Here is a 23,544-nt window from a genome sequence, read left to right as displayed (position 1 = left end):
CTATTTTCCCACATATAGTTTACATAATAATTTTATGTGTTAGAATTTTGAGTGAAAAAGAAAAGGATGTCTTTCTGTAATTTCGTGATATTGTTTAATTTCATTTGTGATTCTTTGTCTTCCTTTTTCACTTGTGTGCCAAGTATCGCGATTAATTTGTCGTTGATCTTGCAGTGGAAGAACATCTAAGATTTTATCTTCCGCAGCATATAGTGAGGCAAGTAATAAAAATCTTCGACAGAAAAAACTTTTTCCAGCAAGTAATACATTCCTTATTTCTTGATTATTGATTATGTTAAACGCACTTTTTATTACACTTTCTACATTAGAAAAATCTCCTGTAATCGGTTGGATTTTCTCATGAGGAACTCCTAGTTGAATTAATAATTCTCTATGATACTCAAATTCATTTGCTTGTAGAAATATATTAAAAATAGAAGGAATGAAAATATGTTTTACAATTTCTTGAGAGCAATGCTTTGCAACAAGTTCATTTAATTCTAGGAAATGACCGGGATGATACAGCATAATGTCTGTTTCTGTAAACAAGTGCTTGCGATCTATAAAAACTAAATCACTAATTATAGAAAAATAGTTCATCATGATAGATTCCTCCTAACAAAAATAAAGCCCTTTAGAAATTCAATATTGATTGACTAAAATCCTGTATGAAGGTCCGACAAAAATAGTTAATCGCTGTTGTTACAAATCTTTGCGGTAAAAGAGTAAATAACATTTTTTTATAAACATTGATAAAGAAAACATTATGTTATTATTCTGTTAACTCATTTAATATATATTGTGCAGATGCTTACAGTTAGGGGGCAAACGATGAATATTCAAATTGTATTATTTGATGGTTTTGATGAACTAGATGCCATAGGACCATATGAGGTATTAAAACGTGCTAATGAGTTCGGAGCAAATTTCGATGTGAAAATGGTTACATTAAATTTGAATTCGGTGACTGGGTTTTATGGCCTAACAGTCGAAGTGAATGATTTTCTTAGTGAAGACAATTGTCCAGATATTTTAATTGTACCTGGTGGTGGGTGGAATCATCGAGGAGAAAAGGGAGCAAAAATAGAAGCGGATAAAGGTATATTACCTGAATTCATCGCTAAATTTTATCAGCAAGGGGCTGTTATCGCTGGTGTCTGTACGGGCGGAATGTTGATGGCTGTTTCAGGAATTACAGCAGGACGGAAAACTACTATGCATCATCTTGCTAAAAACGAAATGGCATCATACGGATGTGAAGTGCTAAGTGCCAGAATTGTTGATGATCATGATATTATTACAGCAAGAGGAGTAACTTCAGGTGTCGATTTAGCTATATGGCTCATTGAACGCTTTGTAAATTCTGAAGCAGCTTATTCAGTCGAAAGAAGACTAGAGTATGAAAAAAGAGGGACAGTATGGAAAAGGATTTAAATCCTTGAATAAAGAATTGAATTTTTAGGAAAAATCAGCACTTTATAATAAAGCACTGATTTTTTTATTTATAATCTTGAAATCAAATGGTATAATCTCAATTAAAGTGTAATATTACACTTTAATTGAAGGGAGAGGATAAATTGAAAAGAGGTAAAATAATAATTTCTTTAGCCATATACACTACCTTACTAACTGTATCAGTACATACGTATAAGCAACAACTTACTCAGCCTGTTATAACAGATTCAGGACGATTACTTCCGACAAAGGTTAAACGAATAGAGAGTGTTGACGATGAAAAAAAGCTGCAACAATTGGTTCGAGATGCAAATACTTCAAATGAAAAACTCTCTATTGCTGGGATGCAGCATAGTCAAGGTGGTCATACATATTATCCAAATGGCACTGTTTTAGATATGAAAAGTTATAATAAAATATTGGAGTTCAATCCGAAGCAAAAAAGAATAAGAGTGCAGAGCGGCGCAACGTGGAATGACATTCAAAAAATTATTAATCCATACGGCCTTGCCATTCAAGTTATGCAATCACAAAATATCTTCACCATCGGTGGTTCTTTAAGTGCAAATGTACACGGAAGGGATATTCGGCATGATGCACTTATAGATACAGTTGATTCATTTCGTTTATTAATGGCAGACGGCGTAATTAAAAATGTAAGTAGAAATGAAAATGCAGAACTATTCTCTTTAGTAATAGGTGGATACGGTCTATTTGGAGTCATTCTAGATGTAACACTAAAGTTAGCAGAAGATGAACTGTACCAAATACGAACTAAAACGTTAGATTATCACCAATATACTTCTTATTTCAAGGAGCATGTTGAGGGTGATGAACAAGTGAGGATGCATTTAGCTCGTATTTCTGTCGCGCCAGATTCATTTTTACGTGAGATGTATGTGACAAATTACGTTCTCGCTACGAATCAAGAGAATCGAGAACAATATATTACTTTAAAAGAAGAAACAAATGTTGCACTTCCAAAGTTTTTTCTTGGATTATCTAGGTACAGCGACTGGGGAAAAACGATGTTTTGGAATATCCAAAAAAAATATTTTGAACGTACGGATGGATCTTATGAAACTCGTAATAATGTAATGCGATCAGATAGTGTATTCATGGAATATGAAAATCCGAATCATACAGAAATTTTACAAGAGTACTTTATTCCTGTTAATCACTTTTCTTCGTATATAGATGACCTCAGAAAAGTATTAGAACAAGAAGAATTAAATCTTCTTAATGTTACTATTCGATATGTGACAAAAAATGATAGTGCAGTTTTGTCATACGCGAAAGAGGATATGTTTGCTCTTGTACTTCTTATCAATCAGGGACGATCTGAAGAAGAAATAGAAAAAACAAAAAAAGTGATACAGAAAATGGTGAATGTTACTTTGCAACATGATGGAAGCTACTATTTGCCATATTATCCTTATACAGAAAAACAACAATTGCAAAAAGCTTACTCACTTACAAACGAATTTTTTCAAAAAAAGAGGGAATACGACCCACAAGAACGGTTTGTTAATCTATTTTACAAGGAGTATGGTCAATGACATATACAAGATTTGTAGTTTCACAAAGTCTCATTATGATGGCAGGAAGTATGGTGTTTCCTTTTTATGTATTACTACTAAGAAACGTTGGCAACAGTTTTTCACAATTTGGCTGGGCATACGGTTTATTTGCGTTAACATCAGCTCTTGTGTACCCTCTGATTGGTAGAATCTCCGATCGATTCGGTGATAGAAAGCTCTTAATCATATATTCTTGGTCAATGGCTGTTTTGATGCTATGTTTTCCAATTGCTACAGATGTTTGGCATGTATATATTTTGCAAATTATGATGGGGTGTTTAGGAGCTGTGCAGAAAAATACAGAAAAAACATCGCTTGTACGAAAGGTAGAACGTCAAGATGCTGGTTATGAAATTGGAAAATATCACATATGGACATCCTTAGGAGCAGCAATAGCTATTATTTTAACAGGATACTTAGTTGATTTTTTAACCATTGGAACTATTTTTTATGTCGCTTCAATTCTATATATGATAAGCGGTATCGTAATTTGGCGGACAAATAATCAAACCACATATAACCGATAACATATGTTATCGGTTATATGTGGTTACATAAAAGTTTAATTTACATTTAAATGCTGTAAAAACAAAGTAGCTGATACGTAGCGCTTCGCTAATCTTTGTACATAAGCAGTATGGACAGATAATGTTGCAATTATAATTGCATTTCGAATTGCTTCGCGTTGTTCTTTGTTTATATGTTCAATTTTAGCTGCTAACTGATCAGCTTTTTCTTTAATCGTTTGTTCAATAGTACGAATCGTATTCGTTGTATTGAATTGAACGTAACCTTTTTGATTCAGCTCTTCAAATAAAGAAGAGTAAAAAACATATAATTGAATAGGGTTAATTAAATCATCAGTGCGATCTGCAGGATCATTCACGATAAGCTTTAACAATTTTCGAATGGACTCAAAATCGAGTGCTGTTTTTAAATCTTCTACAATAAATAATAAGGCCGCTTGTTCAATTGAATATTTTTTTCCTTTTTGCGGAGAGCCAATCATCTCTTTTATATCGCGTTTCACCCAGTTTTGCAGTGCCGTAATAGAAAAATTAGTATTTTCAATTTGATTTCCAAGTGCAACGATTTCATTCAAAGAGAATCCAATATCAATTTCTTCTATTTTAATAAGCTTTTCAAAAATAGGTGCTAGTGCAGTTGTAAGAAAGGCCGTAACACTTTGACCACTCTCAATATCTTCTTTATGCGACTTTCTCCAAGCTTCTTGTAAAATTGCAAGAGGCTTTTTTGTATTCCATCCTCTAAGAGAAAGGAGGAGCATTGCCATTTCGTTTCGTGTGAGATGAAATGTTTCCATCTTTTCACCTCCGATAATATAAAAGTTCTTATGAACTTATATTATGTATTGTTTTATATAAAGTCAATTGTATTCTTATGATTTTTTCTGTAGTCAAATAAGTTAATAATCATAAGAAATAACTCTTGATTATTTTTATAAAAGTTCATATAATAAGTTCATAAGAACTTTTCTATTAACTTTAAAATTTATCTATCTTTTTCATAGTTTAAGAGAAGGATAGATAATTATATATACTTATAGTAGAAGGAGAATGAATATTATATGTTAAAGAAAATCGTTACACTATTGACTGCATTTATGTTTGTCTTCGCCGCTAGTAGTTTCATTTCAGTAGATAGTGCTTATGCAAAAACTTACAAATCTGGTAAAAAATCTTATACTCCAAGTTCAGGCCAAACACAAAAATCAACAGTGGATTTAAAGAAAAAAGATTCTAATGTAAATGCAAATAAAACGACAGATTCCAAAACAAAAGCAACAAATACAGCACCAAAAAGTAATAAAGGAAGCTTTATGAAAGGTCTTTTAGTTGGTGGTATTGGTGGTTTATTAATGGGTAGCTTATTTGCTAACATGGGAGCTCTTGGTTCTGTATTAGCATTTATGATTAATATGTTCGTAATGGCTGGTATTGTAATGTTAGCGGTTCGCGCATTCAAATATTTTAAAAATCAACGTAAGAAACAGGTGGAAGAAGCAGCATGGAAACGATAAAAATTTCCGAACAAGAGTTGATCAATGCACTCTGTGTATATATTGCACAAAAACGTCAAGTTGTTCCGGAACAAGTACTTGTGGAACTGATGTACGATGACGATTACGGCTTCTCAGCTGAAGTAGAAGTAAATGGGCGTCAACAAATTTTAATTCAGGCAAATTTAATCGAGGCACTTCGCCTATGGCTTGATATGGAATATCATATTAATCCGTTTGCAGCAAGATTACAGCTTGAATTACATGATGAAGAAGGCATTATCGCTTTGGCGAATTTAAATCATTCATATGAGTAATATAAAAATAGCTGTTGAGATGTAACTATTCTCAGCAGCTATTTTTTATGCTTGCAAGAGAAAATATACATTATAAATTGCTGTTAATTTAGGATACTACCGTTTTTCTCGTACATACTAAATCATAGTACATATTGAAAAAATGGAGGGAATAAAATGGATTTTCAGCAACAAGGTTCAACATATCAATCATTACAACATTATAAAGAAGGATTAGGAAAGTTTACGCAGCAAATCCCAGAAATCGCTGAAACTTACAACGCTTTTACACAAGCTTGCTTCCAAGAAGGAACCTTAACAAAACGAGAAAAGCAGTTAATTGCATTAGGCATCAGTTTAGCTATGCAAGATGAATATTGTACAATTTATCATACAAAAGGTTGTATGGATCAAGAATGCTCTGATAAGGAAGTGCTAGAAGCGTGCGGCGTTGCAGCGGCATTTGCTGGCGGGGCTGCAATGAGTCAAGCTGTTACACTTGTGCAGGAATGTATGGAAGAATTACACCGACAGAAGCATTGAAAGATAAAAAACTCCTTCATCATAAAGGAGTTTTTTATTCATTCATTAAAATGAATTATAGGAACATGTTAATTATGGTGCATTATTGTCATCTAACGACTGAATGAAATCATCTACTACTTTATTAAAACCGTCTGCTTCTTCTAAAAAAGGGCAATGACAGCTATCTTCAAAAATTATAAGCTGAGAGTTTTGAATATACTCGTGTAAATGTTCGCCTGCTGCAACAGGAATAAGTTTTTCTTCTCTTCCGAAACAAAGTAAAGTAGGAATAGTAATTTGATCTAAGTAGTCTCGATAGTCCACAACAGATTGGTCAAATAAAACAGCGCTTGCTATAGACTCCGGGATAGTTGTCACTTCTTTTAACATCCACTCAAAATCTTCTTCAGAAAGAGGATTTTTGAACATTAATGGTATAAATCCTTTCAGAAAGTCAATTCGATTGATTTGAATTTCTCGCATTATATGAATAAGAGCAGAGAAATCGAATGCTCCAATTGAAAAATCAGGCCATTTAAAATCTGAAGCTAGTTCATCTACGATAACAGAAGCTTTCACATTACTTTCTCCAAATTGTTTCAAATATTCCCAAACAACAAATGCTCCCATAGACCAGCCGACTAATACAACGTTCTCAAGAGATAACTTTTCTATAAAAGCATGTAAATCACGAGCATAGTTTGCAACGGTATGCCCAGATTGAACGTGAGAAGAACGGCCATGACTTCGCAAGTCCAGTGAAATCGCCCGGTAGTTTTCACTAAAGTAAGGAAGTTGTTTATGGAAAAAGCGACTACTCATCCAAACCCCATGTACGAATATAATCGGCGTTCCTTGACCTTGATCTTCATAATATATATTCACATCATTATCAAGTTTTATATAGGGCATGTACATAAACCTCCTTTTCACAGAAAAAATAAGTTTATATATTCAAAAATATGCTTTATTTCAGTTATGTATTCAAATCTTCTTATGATAATTCAATATCATCTTTGGTATTTGAACAGAATAATTTTACACATTGGCACAGAAATCTTGAATTTACATGTAAATTCAAAAGAAAGCTTGATTATTTATAAAAAAATTCGCCTAAAATATTGTCATATTCTGTCCTTTAAGATATCCTTTTGTAGAGAGGTGAAATCATGGAAAAAGTACTTATTTTCGGGCATAAAAACCCAGATACAGATGCAATTTGTTCTGCAATTGCATATGCAGAACTAAAAAAAGAATTAGGAATGAATGTTGAGCCTGTTCGTTTAGGCGAAATTAGCGGTGAAACACAATTTGCTTTAGATCATTTTAAAGTAGAAGGACCACGTTTTGTTGAGACAGTAGCAAACGAAGTGGACAACGTTATTTTAGTTGACCATAACGAGCGTCAACAAAGTGCTAATGATATCGAATCTGTTCGTGTATTAGAAGTAATCGACCATCATCGTATTGCTAACTTTGAAACAAGCGATCCTTTATACTACCGTTGCGAGCCAGTTGGTTGTACAGCTACAATTTTAAATAAAATGTACAAAGAAAACGGCGTTGCAATTCGTAAGGAAGTTGCAGGATTAATGTTATCTGCAATCATTTCAGATTCTTTATTATTTAAATCTCCAACTTGCACAGATCAAGACGTAGCAGCAGCTCGTGAACTAGCAGAAATCGCTGGTGTAGATGCAGAAAGCTATGGCTTAGAAATGTTAAAAGCGGGTGCAGATTTAAGCGGTAAAACAATGGAGCAATTAATTTCCCTTGATGCAAAAGAATTCCAAATGGGAGATGCAAAAGTTGAAATTGCACAAGTAAACGCTGTTGATACAAACGATGTTCTTGTACACCAAGCAGAATTAGAAAAAGTAATCTCTGCAGTAGTAGAAGAAAAAGGTTTAGACCTATTCTTATTCGTTGTTACTGACATCTTAACAAATGATTCTGTTGGCCTTGCAATTGGTAAAGCAGCACAAGTTGTTGAGAAAGCATATAACGTAACATTAGAAAACAACACAGCTACTTTAAAAGGTGTTGTTTCACGTAAAAAACAAATCGTTCCTGTTTTAACAGAAACATTCCAAACTCTATAAGAGAAGCTTTGGACGAAAAGGAAAGAACAAGCTGATATACAGTCTGCTTGTTCTTTTTTTGTTTTTAGGAAGCATAAAATTTCGGATATTAAGGTCTGTTACTTTAACTTTTCATATAGGAAAGATGAAAATTGGGTAGGAAGAAAAGAAAAACCTGATGTTTTTATCTGCGAATGAAAAATGTTATGATTTTATTACAAATTACTATTTCATATTTTAAAAAATGAAGCAGGTTATATAGGATTGAAAGAGAAAAGAGGTAAGAAGGTAACAATGAAAAGATTATGCATAATTCCATGTGGGAAAAAGAAGATTTGGGATAAGTACCCTGATGAGGGGCCGACAGAAGCAAGAGAAGTGTACATTAGTCCATTCGGAAAAGCGTGCCAAGCGTATGCTTCTCAATTTTTTACACACTGGGTTATTTTATCCGCAAAGCATGGATTTTTACTGCCAACCGATATAGTAAAAGAAAACTATGATCTTGCTTTTAATTCGAAAAGTAGTGAGATTATTAATATAGAACAACTAAAAAAACAGATGATGGATAAAGACTTGCTAGACTTTGATGAAATTGTTCTGCTTGCAGGCAAGAAGCATAAAAAAGTAGTGACAAAGCTATATCCAGAAGAGATTATTTCTTATCCATTAGAAGGCTGTAAGGGGATTGGATATATGTTGCAGAGGCTCAAGAAGGCGGTTGAAAATCATAACGAGATTCAGTAACAGTTAAAAGAATTTGATTTATGAGGGAGATTAATAATTAGTTATTGAAAAATAAAGGGGCATTAGGGATCCCCTTTATTTTAAAGATAATTTTCATTAAGATCATACTAAATGTTAGTTATAGTTTATTGCTTGCTTCATAAGATTTCTTATCTCTTTAACCGGTGGTTTTTTATCGTATATATCAATACGTGAAAAATAATAATTTAAATTTCTAACAAGACCTTTTCCGATTTTTTCCTTTAGGAAAGGAAATACTTGTCCAGTGTAGTCTTCGAGAGATTTACAATAGTATTTTTCATCCAAATAAATGCTATATTTACATGTTAGCTCTACTAGTGGATTACCTTCAGAATCATATACATCTTTAGATTCAATAATGTCTATTAGTGCAAATCTATCATTAAGATAAACTTTTTTCTTCTTTTTAGGCTTATTAGAAAGAATAAAAGCGATACCTATTGCGTTAATCAAGATGTTGCCTCCTATAAATATAAAGTGAAACTTTAATCAGCCCTCATTACGGGCAGCACATCTCCCAACTAATTTCTTTGCCTTTGCTGAATTTTGAGGTGGGGGTCTTACTGCCTATTAATACGGTATAAAAAAAGATACTAATAAAATATATCGATATGTGTTAAATGTAAAGGGATAAGGTGGATTTAGATAACAATGGAAATAATCATATCAAATAGCGAATGATAATTTTGATATTAGTCATTTTTTTATTAATATTATTGCTAAAAATGGTTTTCTCTAGCTTTACATGAGTTGTTAATAATTATTCGTAAGCATGCGAAGTGTTGGAGAGAAGTAGAGAGTACAATGACTTTTGACTAATGGTATAATACTAATAAATGAAAGACTAAGAAAAGCAGGTGAATTTTTTTTGTTTACAAAAGCACAAGAACTTTTAGCTTCCTATTTTGGCTACTCGTCATTCCGTAGAGGGCAGGATGAAACAATTAAAAATATATTGGATGGAAAAGATACCGTTTGTATTATGCCAACAGGCGGTGGTAAATCTATATGTTACCAAATTCCAGCACTCGTATTAGAGGGCACAACATTAGTTATTTCTCCGCTTATTTCACTGATGAAAGATCAGGTTGATACTTTAACGCAAAATGGAATTCCCGCTACATATATTAATAGCTCTATTTCAATCACTGAAGCCAATCAACGCATTCAACTAGCAAAACAAGGGCATTATAAATTGTTATATATTGCGCCGGAGCGTCTTGATTCTATTGATTTTGTTGATCAACTAATTGATATGAAAATCCCGTTACTGGCAATTGATGAGGCACACTGTATTTCACAGTGGGGGCATGATTTTCGCCCAAGTTATTTACATATTCAGCGTGTACTTGATTATCTTCCAACGCAGCCAATCGTACTCGCATTGACGGCAACGGCAACGCCGCAAGTACGACAAGATATTTGCAGTACTTTAGGAATAGCAGAACATAATACGATTATGACGACTTTTGAACGAGAAAATTTATCGTTTTCCGTTGTAAAAGGACAAGACCGTGATGACTTTTTGTCAGGATATATTCGTCAAAATAAAAAAGAAGCGGGTATTATTTATGCAGCGACACGTAAAGTTGTCGATCAACTTTATGAAAAACTAAATAAAGAAGACGTTTCTGTAGCACGTTATCATGCTGGTATGAATGATAACGATCGTAATGAACAGCAAGAACGTTTTTTACGAGATGAAGTAAATGTAATGATTGCAACATCTGCATTTGGAATGGGAATTGATAAATCTAATATTCGATACGTGATTCATTATCAACTTCCGAAAAACATGGAAAGTTACTATCAAGAAGCTGGACGTGCTGGACGTGATGGCTTAGATAGTGAATGTATCCTACTTTATTCTCCGCAAGATGTGCAAGTACAGCGATATTTAATTGACCAGTCAACAGGAGCTTCTCGATTTTCTAATGAACTAGAGAAACTGCAACATATGACAGATTACTGCCATACAGAAAATTGTTTGCAATCATTTATTTTACAATATTTTGGCGAAGAGCCAAAACAAGATTGCGGTCGCTGCGGCAATTGTACAGACGATCGAAATAGTATCGATGTTACAAAAGAAGCACAAATGGTACTATCATGCATGATTCGAACAAATCAACGTTTCGGTAAGCAAATGATTGCGCAAGTATTAACAGGGTCAAAAAATAAAAAGGTAATTGAATTTAATTTTCATACGTTACCGACGTATGGATTGCTATCAAATCAAAGCGTGAAAGAAGTTAGTGAGTTCATTGAGTTTTTAATCTCTGAGGAGCTCATTGCAGTTGAGCATGGGACGTATCCGACATTAAAAGTAACAGCAAAAGGGAAAGAGGTTCTAGTTGGTAACCAGTCTATTTTCCAAAAAGAAAGAGTAGAAACAAAGAAAATTGTAAAAGATCATCCACTATTTGAAGAATTGCGTCATGTGCGTAAAGAAATTGCACAAGGAGAAGGAGTGCCACCGTTTGTTATTTTCTCTGATCAAACATTGCAAGATATGTGTGCAAAATTACCAAAAACTACTGGGGAAATGCTGCAAGTAAAAGGAATAGGTGAACATAAGTTGGAGAAATACGGTAATATATTTTTACAAATTATCGTAAACTTTCTTGAACAGCATCCTGATATAGATGCGATGATTACGAAAGAAGTTATAACAGAACGAAAGCAATCGAAAAAGGCAGTGAAAAATTCTCATCATGTTACATATGAAATGTATAAACAGGGAGATAAACTTTCTCATATCGCTGAAGTACGCGAGCTGTCCATGCAAACTGTAGAAAATCATTTAATTCGTTGTTTTGAAGAAGGAATGGAAGTGGATTGGTCAAGCTTTGTTCCGAAAAAATATGAATCTATGATTGCATCCGCAATAGAGCAAGCTGAAGGTGGATTGAAAGCTATTAAAGAACATCTTCCTGATTATATTAGTTATTTTATGATTCGTGCTTATATACAAATGGATAAATAACAGAGTGACAGCGAGGGATGAGAATATGCATTATGTTTTTGTATATGGAACGCTGCGAAAAAATGAAGCAAACGCTCATTTTTTACAAGATTCCATATGTATTGCAAAAGAAGCTTGGACATATGGTTCATTATTTGATACGAATGAAGGGTATCCAGCGATGACTCATTCAAAGGATAAGAAAGTATATGGGGAAGTATATAGAGTAACAGATGCTGTATTAAGCGATTTGGATAAGTTAGAAGAATATGCAGGGGACTCTGAACAAGATCTATACAACCGAATTACACAAGCTATCTATATAAACGAAAAGATACTAGAAGCTTATGTATATATAGCACAAAAGCAAGATATGCTGCAGCATCAGATTGTAGAAGGTGATTGGGTATCCTATCGCAAATTATTATTTAAGGATAGATAATAGAAGGAGAGGGAGAACCCTCTCCTTTTTTCATAAATATATACAGAAAGACAGAGAAACCATGCCGATGATTCAATCAGAACAGCTTAAAAAAACAAATGCCTTCACCAGAATGGATTAAACAGTTAGTGTAGTTATTTTATGATTCGTGCTTAACTTGTATGAAGTCATTCCGCTTTACATGATATGAATGATTCGTATAGAATATAATCGATCTTTATTTCATGTCACTTCTAATTTATCCAGATTTTTAATACGCTAATGAATGAGAGGGATTTGAAAGGGATTTGAAAGGGATTTGAAAGGGGCGTAAGGTATGAATAAACTAATATTTAAACAATTTGCGATGACAAGAAGTTATTTTATTAAAAACGTAGAATCACTTTCGAAGGAAATAGTAAATGTGCAGCCAGACGGTTTTAACAATACGATCCAATGGCATATTGGCCATGTATTAACGGTTACTGAACAGTTTATGCTCGGCTTTCCACATAAAACGACGCATCTTCCTGCAAATTATATCGAATTATTTGGAAACGGTACAAAGCCAGCTGATTGGAAGGGAGATGTACCTACCGTAGATAAACTCATTGTTGAGTTGAAAGATCAATTAGTTCGTCTTCAACAAATTCCTGCTGAACAGTTAAATGAAACGCTGGAAAAACCATTTATGGGACTTGGAACCTTTGGAGAATTAGCCGGCCTTACATTAATGCATGAAGCAAATCATTTGGGGCAAATTCAAGCGATGAAGCGCATTATTGAACACGCGGGAATAAAGAACTAACAAAAATCCAAAAAATAATTTAATGAGTTTCAAAAGGAGTTATTCTCAGATGAGATAGCTCCTTTTGATTTTGCAAAAACACTTATACGATTCTTTTTGATTTAATGTTCAAAAAAATCAACAAATAAAATTGACATAGGGAAAATGACAAGATTTTATTTCAAGAAAATAAAAATATATGGATGGATTATAAGCAATTTGTTCAGGAAGACGCACTCGGACGTAAGTTTGTAGCTCCAGAATGGCAGCTGCTATTTAAAGCAAAAGAGGGCAGAATAAAAGATGAACAAGATGTTAAGGCATATATACCATATATGAATGAACAACAAAAGTTATGGTTAACGAGTGCGCTAAAAGAACAATTTCCTTCGTCAGCATGGATTAAAGAATTAATATAGATTTTTCTTAGAAAGTTCCCTCTAAACACTTGACTTACAGGCTTCATTTTTAATAGAATTAATCTTCGATTGAAAATTCCAACGAATAGGAGGGAATTACAAACATGAAGGAAATATTTGAACTAGAGTTAGAGAAATTAAATAACACGCTTTCGCAAATTAATCAGCAATTGCATAAACTAGAGAGTATTCCAGTTTATCATGGAGAAAACTTTACAGAACAAGTGCTTGAAACTATGCGAGAATCTAGCCGGCAAAGACTTCGAATCGCCAGTCAGGAACCTTATTTTGGACGCTTAGATTTTCAAGAAGAAGGAGAGCTGCAGCAAAAACCCGTCTATATTGGTAAAGCTGGTGCTTCTGATGAAGAAACACAGCAGCCAATTGTCGTTGATTGGCGAGCGCCTGTTGCAAGTATGTTTTATTCATTTACTGGAGGAGAGGATGTAGCTTTTTATGATTCTCCAGAAGGAATCGTTGAAGGGCTTGTTCATTTAAAACGAAACATTGCTATTCGGAAGCAAACATTAGAGCGAGTTGTAGATACATATGTAAGAGGAAGTGATGATCTATCACTTGCGGATGATTTTCTTCTCTATCGTTTAGGAGAAAATAAAGATAACAAGTTAAAAGATATTGTTTCAACGATTCAATCTGAACAAAACGAAATTATTCGTGCGGAAAAAAATGTTCCCCTCATTATTCAAGGTGTTGCAGGTAGCGGAAAAACAACAATTGCCTTGCATCGTCTTGCTTTTTTAATTTATCAATATCGTGAACAGCTTCGCGCTGAGAAAATGATCGTTTTTGCACCTAACAGTATATTTCTTGATTATATATCCAGCGTATTACCAGAGCTTGGTGTTGGTGATATTCATCAAACTACATTTCAAGATTGGGCATTACATACGTTAGAAAATAGTGTTTCTGTACAGAGTACTGATAAACAATTACAACAAGCATTCTCTATTCATAAGGACAAAGATGAGATAGCGGCTGGGAAATTAAAAGGATCCATGGAGTTTCAAGCGTTTATCAATCAGAGTCTGTCCGATTACGAAAAAAGTATCGTGCTAACGAGAAATTTTGAGCCTTGGGACTATTCAGTATTACAAGGAGAGGTAATTCAGCAGTGGTTTGAAACAGAATATAAACACTATCCGTTAGGAAAGCGAAGAGAACGGATTGTTGCTCGTATGAAACGTTGGATTGAGATGGAACTCAAGATGATCTCAGACACAAATAAAAGGAAGCAACTAAAAAAACAAGCAACGCAAAGACTTAATAGCTATTTAAAATTTTGGCCGAAGATGAATGCGCTATCCTTTTACAGTATGTTAATGAAACAAGAAGGTATTTTAAGTGTGTTGCCAGCTGAACTTGTACAAGAAACAGCAAAAAATTGCCGAAAAAAAGAGGTTACTCTAGAAGATTTAGCACCGCTCATCTATATTCATCACTATTTAGAGGGAATAAAACCTGGGCAAAAATTTCATCATGTTGTTATTGATGAAGCGCAAGATTTTTCACCGTTTCAACTTTCCATCTTAAAAGAAATAACACTTGGAAATTCCTTTACTATTTTAGGTGATTTATCACAAGCCATTCACGAATATCAAGGTATTCACGATTGGCAACAGTTTCAAGATGTATTTTATCAAAATGCCCAGTACTACGAATTAACGAGAAGTTACCGCTCAACAAAGGAAATTATTCACTTTGCAAATGAAGTTATTCAAAATGCCAATATTCCAGTAGGCCTTGCCAATCCTGTCTTTCGCAGTGGCGAAAGTGTAAAAATAATCTCGACGAATGATCAATTTCAATCTGTTTTATCTACTGTGAAGACTATGCAAGAACAACATGTAAAAACGATTGCTATTGTTGGACGAACTGAGGAAGAGTGCCGTGAGATATACGGAAAACTCATAGAAGCTGGTATTTCTACAAATATAATAGAAGCCAATCAAAGTAAATATGAAGGCGGTATTTCAGTCGTTCCTGTTTATTTGGCAAAAGGGTTGGAATTCGACGCAGTACTACTTATCGATGTAGATGAGGCTCACTATAAACAAACAAAACAAGATGCTAAATTGCTATATGTGGGATGTACCCGCTCTCTACATGACTTACGGATTTTTTATTCAGGGACATGTTCACCTTTAATTCAACAAATTCCAAGAGAATTGTATGAAGAAAGGATAGATGTTTAATCAAACTAGAACAGAAATTAAAAAGATGTAGCGCAAAAAAGTACTTTATACTAATACCTTTATGGCTACATCTATTTGTTCTGAGATTTTAATTTTTTCACACCATTACTTTGACCAATAACAACTATTTGAGCCATGTTAATGAATAAACCTGTCTCAACTACACCTGTTAATGTTTTCAAAAATTGATGTGTTTCACTTGGATTTGTTATGAAATCAGGAAAAGCACAATCTACAATAAAATTTCCATTGTCTGTTATGTATGGTTGATTATTTTGAAGACGTAAAGTAGTTGTACAGCCTAATAATGTGCGGATTCTCTGTGCTGTATGCTCTGTTGCAAAAGGAACAACTTCAACAGGCAATGGAAATCCACCTAAACGGGACACTAATTTAGATTCATCTGCTACAATAATAAGCTGTTTTGATGCAGTTGCAACTAACTTTTCACGAAGAAGTGCACCGCCACCACCTTTTGTTAATTGTAAATCATCACTTATTTCATCTGCTCCATCAATAGTTAAATCAAGTTCATCTACTTCAGATAATGACACTAAAGGAATTTGTAGCTCTTTCGCAAGTTGTTCTGTTTGTCTAGAAGTAGGTACACCACGAATCGCTAGACCTTCTCTTACAAGTTCTCCTAATTTTTGTATTGTCCAATATACAGTTGAACCAGTACCAAGTCCAATTGTCATACCTTCTCTTATGAAATCAACAGCATATTCACCAGCTAAGCGCTTTGCATGCAACATATTACCTCCTCATCGTACAATTTATTCAGCTGGCCTTGGTCCCGCATCCATTCCGGAAGTCTCCACTGTTAAGACAGGACGTACTGTCATATCTGCATTTACATACACTTGACACGATAAACGTAAGTAATCTTCTACACCTTTTTCCGCAAATACATGCTTTTCAACCTTGTTAAGTTCACAAAAATCACCATCTAATATTTCTACTCGGCAAGTTGTACATTTTGCTTTTCCACCGCAGCGGTGAAGAATATTTACACCGTTATCTTCTAGCGCTAATACTAATTTTGTTCCGCTTTCCACTTCAAAAGTTCCTATTCCTGGAACGGTTATTTTTGGCATATTATCTCCTCCTTGTATAAAATGTTAATAACATAATTATCACCTTGCCATGTATAAGGTAAACATAAGACTATATAACGTTTCATTAGTGAAAAAATTACATTTAAAAATTCGTAGATGCCGTAACTTTTTTCTTTGTTAAATCGTTTATTAAGTAAGCGCGCTTAAAAGGAGTGATCACTTTGAATACAAAGAGAAAGATGATTTCACAATCCGATTCGGATATTCAACAATCAAATAAATCTGTTATTGTTAAACATTATGCGGAACTAAAGCGTTATTGTACATTTTTAACGAAAAGTACATGGGACGGAGAAGATCTAGCACAAGAAACAATATGTAAAGTATTGAAGAAATATACGAATGCGGAATGGAACCAAAGTATTTGTTTAACGTTGTTATACAAAGTAGCTCGTAATCAATGGCTGGATCAAATGCGAACAAAAACATACGAAAGAGAAAATGGTCAAGAAGCTTCTTATGAACCGCATGCAAACGTTGCTGAATTGTATGCTTTAATTGAAACAATGCTATCTTGTTTAAACGAAATGCAAACTGTCATTTTCTTATTAAAGGATGTGTTTGAATACAGCTTAGCTGATATCGCAAAAATTTCTTCGATGTCAGAAGGAGCAGTAAAAGCTTCATTATTTCGAACACGGAACAAATTGAAAGCGATAAAAGAAGAGGAACGTTTTGGACCTTCAAAAGATATGGAAGAAGAAATTGAAGTACTTATAAAAGCAATTCGGCAACAAACGCCAGAGCTGTTGGTAAACCTTATACCAACACTGAAATTTTCAAGAATCTCGCTACAACAACCATTACTTTTATTACATCAAAAATCTTCTTACAACTGTTTCTCATGTGCTGCTTAAACTAAAATACTGGAGGGATTTTTTATGAATACAATTCCTTATGTTATAGAGCAAACGAAACTTGGAGAACGTTCGTATGATATTTATTCCAGATTATTAAAGGATAGAATCATTATGATTGGTCAAGAAATTAATGAACAAGTCGCCAGCAGTGTTGTTGCGCAGTTGTTATTTCTCGCAGCAGAAGATGCAGAGAAAGACATATCTATTTATATAAACAGTCCTGGCGGTTCTACTTCTGCTGGTTTTGCGATTTTAGATACGATGAATTATATTAAACCGGATGTACAAACCATTTGTATCGGTTTAGCCGCTTCATTCGGAGCGTTATTGCTACTGGCAGGAGCAGAAGGGAAACGCTTCGCTTTACCAAATAGCGAAATTATGATTCATCAGCCACTTGGCGGAACGCAAGGGCAAGCAACGGAAATTGAAATTTCCGCAAGACGGATTTTGAAGTTAAAAGAACATATTAATCAAATTATTGCTGATAAAACAGGGCAGCCAGTTGAGAAAGTAGCAAGGGATACAGAACGAGATTATTTTATGAGCGCAGAAGAGGCAAAAACTTACGGTATTGTAGACGGAATTATTGGTTAATACTGAAAAGGGGTTGTTTGAACATTATCGTTCAATAACCTCTTTTTAAATTGAATTTTCTCAATTAATGGAATAAAATGAAAATATTATATATTCTTCAGTATTAATATATAAAATACATATTATTTAAGGAGCTTGTAATGCAAAGGAAAAGATTAAGAGATTTAGATATTAATATCGGAAAATTGAAACCAGGAACATTTAATGCAATTACCGATGTAGAAGGCGTAATCGTCGGTCACAAAACAATTTTACACACAGATGTTTGTTCAGGACTTACTGTTATTCTACCTAACAACGGAAATCTAGCTGGGTCGCATTTTCCAGCAGGATTCTTTTCTTTTAATGGAACTGGAGAATTTACTGGAAGCCATTGGATTGATGAAACAGGTACTTTAGTAACTCCTATTGTTTTTACCGGCAGTCATTTACTCGGTTTAGCGCATCATTTTCTTTCGCGTGCTACAAGAAGAGTCGAAAATTTAGAACCTTTTTCAAATGGAATAGTGGCAGAGACGTGGGATGGTTGGTTAAGTGATTTAGAAAAAACCTCCATGACATATGAAGATTTAGAAGAAGCGATTATACATGCCAAATCTGGTGTAGTTGAAGAAGGAAATGTTGGTGGCGGTACAGGAATGATCTGTTTTGAATTTAAAGGCGGAATCGGTACCGCTTCCCGAATTGTTGAGTGTGAATCAGGTACTTATACAGTTGGAGCTCTTGTACAAACTAATTTTGGTAGAAGAGAAGATCTTATTATTAATCATAAACCTGTTGGAAGCATATTAAATGAAATGGAAGTACCATTACCATGGGGGACTCCAGAAAATGCAGGCTCACTTCTCGTTACATTAGCAACGGATGCTCCATTATTGCCTTCACAATGTGAAAGAATATCAAAAAGAGCATCGCTAGCAATGGCTAGGTTAGGAGCCATTGGAGAAGAAGGTAGTGGAGATTTTTTCCTGACTTTTTCAACTGGGAATTGCTATTCTTATGATAATGAAAAAGCTTATCCTGTCGATATGTTTCCATCAGAACAGCTAGATTTTATTTTTGAAGCGGCAATTGAATCTGTTCAAGAAGCAATTATTAATTCTATGTGTATGGCAGAAACCATAACAGGACAAAAACAAAGACAAGTGCACGCATTGCCGTTAGATAAGTTAGTAAAAATTTTAAAATAACGAATTCTATGTATGTTTCCTCATAATCAAAACAGTTTTATTTGTAAGAAACACTACCTGGTGCATATACACCAGGTAGTGTAATTTGGTAGAAAGAGCACGTTAAGAAGGGGATTAACATGAAAATAGAAATAGTTTTTGAAGAATTTCCAGTTTTAGAATCTCAGAATTTAGTATTAAAGAAAATTGAAGATGTTCATTTACAAGACGTATATGCAATCTACAATAACGATAAAGTGTTTGAATACTGCGGAATTATACCGAAACATAATATGAAGACGGTAAGTAAGATGATTCAACACTTTGAGAGGGACTATATTAAACAGAGTAGAATTAAATGGGGGATTTTTCGAAAGAATGAAAGTGATACATTAGTTGGAATCATTGAAGCAATGGATTTTAATCGAAAGGTCAATATAGTTACAATCGGATACTTTTTAGCAGAAAAGTATTGGGGAAAAGGTATTGCACCTGAAGCGGTTCATGCAATCGTAAAATTTTTATTTGAAGACGTTCATATAAATAGAATTCAAGCTGAAGTTATGCCGGCAAATGAGATATCAAAGAAAGTGCTTCTAAAGAATGGATTTATAAAAGAAGGTTTATTAAGACAGGCTACTTTATGGTCCGGAAAGGGAGTCGTCGATTTAGAAATATATAGTATTCTTCAAGAAGATTATAAATGATATAGACAAAATTACATTTACTTAGTTTATGCTTTTCTTAGAGAAGTAACAACCTTCATTTAAGTTTTTTACGATAATAAAGTGAAACTTCCATCAGTGGGGGTCATACTGCCCGTTAATACGGGATAAACCTCTATCAATCATTATTCGCCTATCATTGCATTGCTAGCAAATTAGAGAAACGGAAAACCTCCAAAACGAAAAAAAAATTAATTCTCATAATTAAATTTTTTGTTTTGAGGTATCTCTTTTTTTGCTAGCTTTATTTTGCTGGCGGCTACCTCTTGTATGAAAAAACAATCATCATTTATTCCTAACGTTCGTAATAAAATAGTAGAAGGACATTCATGGTAATGGGAGGAAAAGGAATGCACCATAACGACCGGAAAAGGAAATGGAACAACTTTTCCAAGACAATTCCGTACTCTCTTTTAGATGTAAAAAATGAATTAAAGAAAAAAAGTGAAAAAAAGCAACTTTTCGTTAAAACATGGAAATTAACAGAAGAAGAGACAATGTTAATTCACCAAATTAAAGAGCAAACAAGAAAACACAACAAAAATAATGTGACGCGAACACATGCTTATTATCGTTTTTACCTCCAATACCCAGAAATACACTGGGCGTTGCTTGGACATATGGTATCGCGTAATGGTGGTTGGAATATGACAGATTTAAAAGGGGAGTTATATACAAGGCTATTGTCAGAAAAGGATCAAGGCACCTTCTTTTCTTTTTTAGAACGAGGCAACTGGTTAATCTTCCAGGATGTATATCCGCAATTTTTATTGTACGAACAAAGTGTGAAAAAATCCGAAAGACTGTTTCATCTTCTGCCTTATTTCCATGTATCAACGTTTATGGAAACGATATGGAATCATTTTTGGAGCACAGGTGACCGCTATACGTTAGCTATTGCCACCGTTATTAATGAACAAAGCTATTTAGAAAAAAGGGTTATTCAAAATGAACGTTTTAAAAAGACTGTACTGAATAATATTGGATTCAAACTGTATGATTTTTTCCGCTTTAATCATATCCTTTTTCCATTCTATAAAGATGAGACTAAACAAAAAATATTGCTTTTCGGCGATACAATGAAACATTTCACCTCCCTGCATGAGCGGATTTTACTCGGAAAACGATTATACTCACTACTGTTTCGACATGAGAACGTTTTGCAAAGAGTAGTAAATTGGGCTCATGATCATCCGCATACTGGTTCACGAAAAGACTACTGGCCGCATTTATTTTATGATGTAAATGAATCATTCTCTCGTGCATTTTATGAACGTCGAATAAAGAACTGCCAATTAAGAAAAGGTGCAAATCGTTTATATAGCCCGCGACTAATATACGCATGGAAAGATCTTCATCATGAAGAAGCGGAAAGTGAAGACTGGTTTGAAGACTGGCGCATCATGGACTATTTAATCGATAAGGGAGAAATGGCAGATGGAAAGATTTATAATGAATACTGCAAAACGCTTGAAAAAATTGAATTTGCCATTCTGGTCAAAAAAAATGTCTTGCTCCGAGAAGAAGAAGGGGAGGAATAACTCTCAGGCTTTTGTAGCCACTATCATTTTCTCTAGTTTGATCGGAACATATTTAGACCTACTGTTTGTCAGTAAACAAATGTATGCCTTTCCAACAAGACCATTCCCACATATATTTACAATCAATGTCGCGTTTACATTATTGATATTACCAGTCTTTACTATGTTCTTTTTACGGATTGCAAGAATGTTACCTTCATTTTTAAAAATCCTATTTATCACTTTGATTGGACTTTGTATGAGTATTTCCGAACGGTTTGCGGAGCAGTTAGGATGGTTCACTCATAGCGAAGCATGGCATCATTCTTATTCTTTTTTCGGATACACAATATTCATGATTCTTATATGGAAGTTTTATCGTTGGTTTTAATAACAGGAAATTGTGTTAAAGAGATCTAAAAAATAAACAAAAAGATTGTTCGAAATCCTGTATTGAAATTTAAATAGGGTTTATTAAAAAATTATCCGTTCAATGAAGGGAATGGATGATGTTATTAAGTTAACGAGTGCTAATTGAGCAACCATATTTATTTCCAATAACACGCGTTATGTTGATATTACATGTATAATGGATACATAAAAAAACGCTGACTTTTTATCATCAGCGTTTTTTTTATATAAGAGGTTTTTGAATTAAAGTAGCAAATTCTATTTCATGGACATGTCCGTCGTCTAATGTAGTAGTTCCTTTAACATAGTGTACATGTTTTCCGTCGCCAACTGGGATGGCAGGACCTGTTTCTATTGCAACTTTATGATGATGATCAAAAAAGTCAGTATTAACCATTATTATATGTACATGACTATCTCCTTTTGGAATTACTTCACTTGTAAATCCAGCAAAACGATGATTATGCCTTTCGTTTCCTTCTTCTGCCAGTTTAGTACTAGCAACAAATTCATGTACATGTGTCTGAACCGTATCTGGTGCTTTTCCTGCAGATACTATAGCTGGTTCTGTTACGTTTTCATTATTCGTTTTTGTGCTAGATATATTTTCCGTTCTAGGTATATTCTCCGTTCTAGGTATATTCTCCGTCCTAGATGTATTTTCCGTTCTCTGTTTCCCCCTACCTGAAAATTCTCTATTCATAAAGATAATGCCTCCCTTTATATAAGGTTATGGTACATTTTATTATAATTAGTAAGAATATATGTTAAGAAAATCCCTTCAAATTTTATTCTGAAGGGATTTTCTTAACATGTTAGATAAATTGACTACCGATGACATTCGTGTAACGGTATTATGAATCATAGTGGAAGAAAAGGAATAAAATACAGTGTAAAAATCTGTTGTTTTTATAAAATTTGTTTTAGTATAAATAAGGGCACCAAAAAATAGAAAGAGGTGTCAAAATGTATGGAATAATAAATTATGAGGTATTTTTAATTACAGGAATTCTTTTAAATCTAATTCCTGGTGCAGATACAATGTATATAGTGGGAAGAAGTATTTCGCAAGGTAGAAAAGCAGGTGTTTATTCTGTTTTTGGTATTATTACCGGCTCGTTAGTTCACACTTTATTAGTTGCTTTTGGATTATCCATCATACTTACAAAATCTATTATCTTGTTTAATGCTATTAAAATCATTGGTGTTATCTACTTAGTATATTTAGGAGTTAGAATGATTATTGATAAAACGAATGTAAATTTTCATTCTACTGCAACTAGTAAACTGAACGTTAGAAAGATATATGTACAGGGATTTTTGACAAGTCTTACGAATCCCAAAGTTGCTTTATTTTTCATTGCATTTCTCCCGCAATTTATAGATACAAAAGCTTCTAGTCCTATACCTTTTATTATTTTAGGACTTACTTTTACAATCACTGGATTATTGTGGTGTCTATTTATTGCTCATTTTTCTTCCTATGTTACAAAAAAACTAAGAGGAAACGAAAAGGTAGGAACTGTTCTGAACAAAATAACAGGAATCATTTTTATCGGTATGGGGCTAAAGTTACTTCAAGCAAAAGCTCCTCAATAAGCAAACAAAAGCCCC

The 23,544-nt window shown here is 33.9% G+C and carries 27 protein-coding genes; 20 read left to right on the top strand and 7 right to left on the bottom strand.

All coding sequences use genetic code 11. The annotated features are described in order from the left end of the window. Nucleotides 1-39: 39 nt before the first annotated feature. Nucleotides 40-603 carry a hypothetical protein gene (locus ACTDJC_RS16455; RefSeq protein WP_440604082.1) on the bottom strand — a complete coding sequence of 188 codons (564 nt, stop codon included), beginning with the start codon at nt 601-603 and terminating at the stop codon, nt 40-42. Nucleotides 604-831: 228 nt separating this feature from the next. On the opposite strand from ACTDJC_RS16455, the gene ACTDJC_RS16450 reads away from it, so the two are divergent. The 3 genes from ACTDJC_RS16450 (at nt 832) to ACTDJC_RS16440 (ending at nt 3,562) form a co-directional block, all read left to right on the top strand. Then, the gene (locus tag ACTDJC_RS16450) at nt 832-1,434 is read left to right on the top strand and encodes a DJ-1/PfpI family protein (RefSeq protein WP_440604081.1); all 603 of its coding nucleotides are present in this window, start codon (nt 832-834) and stop codon (nt 1,432-1,434) included. 143 nt (nt 1,435-1,577) lie between these two features. Then, a complete protein-coding gene (locus ACTDJC_RS16445; RefSeq protein WP_440604080.1) occupies nt 1,578-3,014 on the top strand; it encodes an FAD-binding oxidoreductase in 1,437 nt (478 codons plus the stop codon). Next, nucleotides 3,011-3,562 (top strand): MFS transporter, encoded by a 552-nt coding sequence (locus ACTDJC_RS16440; RefSeq protein ID WP_253629654.1) that lies wholly within the window; start codon nt 3,011-3,013, stop codon nt 3,560-3,562. Before ACTDJC_RS16445 ends, ACTDJC_RS16440 begins: the two co-directional genes overlap by 4 nt. 35 nt (nt 3,563-3,597) lie before the next feature. Here the strand turns inward: ACTDJC_RS16440 and ACTDJC_RS16435 are convergent, their stop codons facing one another. Then, complete coding sequence (locus ACTDJC_RS16435) at nt 3,598-4,359, bottom strand: DUF1836 domain-containing protein (protein ID WP_440604079.1); 762 nt, start codon at nt 4,357-4,359, stop codon at nt 3,598-3,600. A 264-nt stretch (nt 4,360-4,623) separates the two neighbouring features. Between ACTDJC_RS16435 and ACTDJC_RS16430 the strand changes: the two genes are divergently transcribed. From ACTDJC_RS16430 to ACTDJC_RS16420, 3 genes are all read left to right on the top strand, one after another. Next, the gene (locus tag ACTDJC_RS16430) at nt 4,624-5,076 is read left to right on the top strand and encodes a hypothetical protein (protein WP_440604078.1); all 453 of its coding nucleotides are present in this window, start codon (nt 4,624-4,626) and stop codon (nt 5,074-5,076) included. Next, complete coding sequence (locus ACTDJC_RS16425; protein WP_429710700.1) at nt 5,064-5,372, top strand: YxcD family protein; 309 nt, start codon at nt 5,064-5,066, stop codon at nt 5,370-5,372. Before ACTDJC_RS16430 ends, ACTDJC_RS16425 begins: the two co-directional genes overlap by 13 nt. 156 nt (nt 5,373-5,528) lie before the next feature. Then, complete coding sequence (locus tag ACTDJC_RS16420; protein ID WP_440604077.1) at nt 5,529-5,894, top strand: carboxymuconolactone decarboxylase family protein; 366 nt, start codon at nt 5,529-5,531, stop codon at nt 5,892-5,894. 72 nt (nt 5,895-5,966) lie between these two features. Here the strand turns inward: ACTDJC_RS16420 and ACTDJC_RS16415 are convergent, their stop codons facing one another. Beyond that, nucleotides 5,967-6,788 (bottom strand): alpha/beta fold hydrolase, encoded by an 822-nt coding sequence (locus ACTDJC_RS16415; RefSeq protein ID WP_440604076.1) that lies wholly within the window; start codon nt 6,786-6,788, stop codon nt 5,967-5,969. A 257-nt stretch (nt 6,789-7,045) separates the two neighbouring features. Between ACTDJC_RS16415 and ppaC the strand changes: the two genes are divergently transcribed. After that, the gene (ppaC, locus tag ACTDJC_RS16410; protein ID WP_440604075.1) at nt 7,046-7,978 is read left to right on the top strand and encodes a manganese-dependent inorganic pyrophosphatase; all 933 of its coding nucleotides are present in this window, start codon (nt 7,046-7,048) and stop codon (nt 7,976-7,978) included. A 273-nt stretch (nt 7,979-8,251) separates the two neighbouring features. Beyond that, a complete protein-coding gene (locus tag ACTDJC_RS16405; protein ID WP_098310331.1) occupies nt 8,252-8,704 on the top strand; it encodes a DUF6884 domain-containing protein in 453 nt (150 codons plus the stop codon). Between the two features lie 114 nt (nt 8,705-8,818). Here ACTDJC_RS16405 and ACTDJC_RS16400 read toward each other — a convergent pair whose 3' ends face one another. Continuing rightward, the gene (locus ACTDJC_RS16400) at nt 8,819-9,178 is read right to left on the bottom strand and encodes a cytoplasmic protein (RefSeq protein WP_440604074.1); all 360 of its coding nucleotides are present in this window, start codon (nt 9,176-9,178) and stop codon (nt 8,819-8,821) included. A gap of 415 nt (nt 9,179-9,593) precedes the next feature. Here ACTDJC_RS16400 and recQ point away from each other — a divergent pair, with 415 nt between their 5' ends. The 5 genes from recQ (at nt 9,594) to ACTDJC_RS16375 (ending at nt 15,530) form a co-directional block, all read left to right on the top strand. Beyond that, complete coding sequence (gene recQ / locus ACTDJC_RS16395; protein ID WP_440604073.1) at nt 9,594-11,711, top strand: DNA helicase RecQ; 2,118 nt, start codon at nt 9,594-9,596, stop codon at nt 11,709-11,711. Between the two features lie 25 nt (nt 11,712-11,736). Next, entirely contained in the window at nt 11,737-12,132 is a 396-nt protein-coding gene (locus ACTDJC_RS16390; protein WP_440604072.1) for a gamma-glutamylcyclotransferase family protein, read from the top strand. A gap of 316 nt (nt 12,133-12,448) precedes the next feature. After that, nucleotides 12,449-12,919 carry a DinB family protein gene (locus ACTDJC_RS16385; RefSeq protein ID WP_253629647.1) on the top strand — a complete coding sequence of 157 codons (471 nt, stop codon included), beginning with the start codon at nt 12,449-12,451 and terminating at the stop codon, nt 12,917-12,919. A gap of 182 nt (nt 12,920-13,101) precedes the next feature. Beyond that, nucleotides 13,102-13,317, top strand: a complete 216-nt coding sequence (locus ACTDJC_RS16380; protein ID WP_440604071.1) for a hypothetical protein — start codon at nt 13,102-13,104, stop codon at nt 13,315-13,317. A gap of 104 nt (nt 13,318-13,421) precedes the next feature. Continuing rightward, on the top strand, nt 13,422-15,530 hold the full coding sequence (locus ACTDJC_RS16375; protein WP_440604070.1) for a HelD family protein: 2,109 nt from the start codon (nt 13,422-13,424) through the stop codon (nt 15,528-15,530). 71 nt (nt 15,531-15,601) lie between these two features. Here the strand turns inward: ACTDJC_RS16375 and rpiA are convergent, their stop codons facing one another. Beyond that, the gene (gene rpiA / locus ACTDJC_RS16370) at nt 15,602-16,282 is read right to left on the bottom strand and encodes a ribose 5-phosphate isomerase A (RefSeq protein WP_440604195.1); all 681 of its coding nucleotides are present in this window, start codon (nt 16,280-16,282) and stop codon (nt 15,602-15,604) included. Nucleotides 16,283-16,306: 24 nt separating this feature from the next. Next, nucleotides 16,307-16,627, bottom strand: a complete 321-nt coding sequence (locus ACTDJC_RS16365) for a 2Fe-2S iron-sulfur cluster-binding protein (protein WP_440604069.1) — start codon at nt 16,625-16,627, stop codon at nt 16,307-16,309. A 182-nt stretch (nt 16,628-16,809) separates the two neighbouring features. On the opposite strand from ACTDJC_RS16365, the gene ACTDJC_RS16360 reads away from it, so the two are divergent. The 6 genes from ACTDJC_RS16360 (at nt 16,810) to ACTDJC_RS16335 (ending at nt 21,910) form a co-directional block, all read left to right on the top strand. Continuing rightward, complete coding sequence (locus ACTDJC_RS16360; RefSeq protein ID WP_440604068.1) at nt 16,810-17,505, top strand: RNA polymerase subunit sigma-70; 696 nt, start codon at nt 16,810-16,812, stop codon at nt 17,503-17,505. A gap of 9 nt (nt 17,506-17,514) precedes the next feature. Beyond that, on the top strand, nt 17,515-18,105 hold the full coding sequence (clpP, locus tag ACTDJC_RS16355; RefSeq protein ID WP_098310351.1) for an ATP-dependent Clp endopeptidase proteolytic subunit ClpP: 591 nt from the start codon (nt 17,515-17,517) through the stop codon (nt 18,103-18,105). A 140-nt stretch (nt 18,106-18,245) separates the two neighbouring features. Further along, the gene (locus tag ACTDJC_RS16350) at nt 18,246-19,295 is read left to right on the top strand and encodes a P1 family peptidase (RefSeq protein ID WP_440604067.1); all 1,050 of its coding nucleotides are present in this window, start codon (nt 18,246-18,248) and stop codon (nt 19,293-19,295) included. Nucleotides 19,296-19,414: 119 nt separating this feature from the next. Continuing rightward, a complete protein-coding gene (locus tag ACTDJC_RS16345; protein ID WP_440604066.1) occupies nt 19,415-19,981 on the top strand; it encodes a GNAT family N-acetyltransferase in 567 nt (188 codons plus the stop codon). Between the two features lie 368 nt (nt 19,982-20,349). Further along, nucleotides 20,350-21,540, top strand: coding sequence for a DUF2515 domain-containing protein (locus tag ACTDJC_RS16340; protein WP_440604065.1), 1,191 nt, complete (start codon nt 20,350-20,352; stop codon nt 21,538-21,540). Beyond that, nucleotides 21,437-21,910, top strand: a complete 474-nt coding sequence (locus tag ACTDJC_RS16335; protein ID WP_440604064.1) for a CBO0543 family protein — start codon at nt 21,437-21,439, stop codon at nt 21,908-21,910. The genes ACTDJC_RS16340 and ACTDJC_RS16335 overlap by 104 nt, the downstream gene beginning before the upstream one ends. Nucleotides 21,911-22,153: 243 nt before the next feature. Here the strand turns inward: ACTDJC_RS16335 and ACTDJC_RS16330 are convergent, their stop codons facing one another. Further along, complete coding sequence (locus tag ACTDJC_RS16330; RefSeq protein WP_098310320.1) at nt 22,154-22,633, bottom strand: YmaF family protein; 480 nt, start codon at nt 22,631-22,633, stop codon at nt 22,154-22,156. Nucleotides 22,634-22,896: 263 nt separating this feature from the next. On the opposite strand from ACTDJC_RS16330, the gene ACTDJC_RS16325 reads away from it, so the two are divergent. Beyond that, nucleotides 22,897-23,529, top strand: a complete 633-nt coding sequence (locus ACTDJC_RS16325) for a LysE family translocator (RefSeq protein ID WP_440604063.1) — start codon at nt 22,897-22,899, stop codon at nt 23,527-23,529. Nucleotides 23,530-23,544 lie beyond the last annotated feature (15 nt).

The sequence above is a fragment of the Bacillus sp. GB_SG_008 genome, assembly GCF_052038115.1.
In the GTDB taxonomy this organism is placed as follows: domain Bacteria; phylum Bacillota; class Bacilli; order Bacillales; family Bacillaceae_G; genus Bacillus_A; species Bacillus_A rhizoplanae.
This window is presented reverse-complemented; position numbering and strand designations above follow the sequence as displayed.